The sequence below is a fragment of the Mesorhizobium sp. CNPSo 4688 genome, assembly GCF_057784295.1.
Window position 1 is genome coordinate 1 of record NZ_JBWLUY010000080.1, and the last position, 1,235, is coordinate 1,235.

General features: G+C 54.7%; 1 protein-coding gene. It reads left to right on the plus strand.

All coding sequences use genetic code 11. The features are described 5' to 3' along the window. Window positions 1-175: 175 nt before the first annotated feature. Entirely contained in the window at window positions 176-1,213 is a 1,038-nt protein-coding gene (locus AC04SH_RS34835; RefSeq protein ID WP_488481841.1) for a transporter substrate-binding domain-containing protein, read from the plus strand. The last annotated feature ends 22 nt before the right edge of the window (window positions 1,214-1,235 follow it).

The following is a 1,235-nucleotide window of genomic DNA, read 5'->3' on the forward strand; positions in this document are numbered from 1 at the left end:
TAACCGAGGAAGACAAATAGGTCGGAACTATCGCAGCAATCGACGGTGCCTATCTGCGAAATGCTGAAATATTCTGTACACTCAAAAGAGGCCGTGCTTTCCTGAAGCTCCCTTGGACCTTCCTCCAGGCACAAGGCACCAAGAATGTTAACAATAATCAGGGGAACTAGAGGCCATGCGTGTAATATCAACTATGGGTTACTTCTGCGCTGCACTTGCACTTGCTGTTGCGGCGACACCATCTGCCCGAGCCTCTGTGCTCGATGACGTCAAGCAGCGCGGCGTGCTCAACTGCGCGACCGGCGATGGCATCCCGGGCTTCAGCTATCTTAATCCCAAGACGTCAAAGCTGGAAGGATTGGACGTTGACTTATGCCGTGCTACGGCAGCTGCCGTTCTGGGCGATCCGGACAAAGTCAAGTTTGTAACTGTTACTGGCAAGAGCCGTTTCAACACGGTGACGACGGGGCAGGCAGACGTCGGCTATTTTTCTACCACTATTTATCCTGTTCGAGAATCGGCGATCGCAGTCGATTTTCTGCCGCTCTACTTTTACGATGCCGGCGGGTTTATGGTAAAGACGTCATCCGGCGTTGAGACGGTTAAGGATCTTGCCGGTGGAACGATTTGCACGACACAGGGAACCGCTACAGAGGTTGCCCTTGCGAACCTATTCAAGTCTCAGAACATAACGAACATCAAGGTTTTGACGTTCGATTCCGACGACAAGGTGTTTGCGGCTTTGGGCAGCGGCCGGTGCAACGCGATGGCAACGGACAAAACTGCCCTAGCCGGTTGGCGCGGCAGCTCCCCCAAACCCGAAGACTACAAAATCCTCCGGGAAGGAACCGGCAAATCGCCATTTGCCGGCTTCGTCGCTGCGAATGACTCGAAATGGCGCAACCTGTTGAGATGGACTGTCTTCGGGCTGTTTCAGGCGGAGGAGTGGGGTATCACGGCTGCCAACGTGGAGGAGATGAAAAAATCATCCGATCCGGTCATCCGAAAGTTTCTCGGCGCGGAGAGCGGTTTCGGCACGGACTTCAACGTATCCAATAGCTTTGTGGCCGATATGATCAAAGCCGTCGGCAACTACGGCGAGATGTACGACCGCAACCTGGGCCCGAAGACGCCCTATTATATCGACCGAACTGGCACCCCCAATGCCTCATGGGTTAACGGCGGGCTCCTGTACTCGCCTCCTTGGGAGTAGGCGGAGTTCGGCGTCGATCAAC

Excerpts from the sequence above, each read along its gene's own strand:
- AC04SH_RS34835 (WP_488481841.1), top strand. The coding sequence starts at position 176 with ATGCGTGTAATATCAACTATGGGTTACTTCTGCGCTGCACTTGCACTT.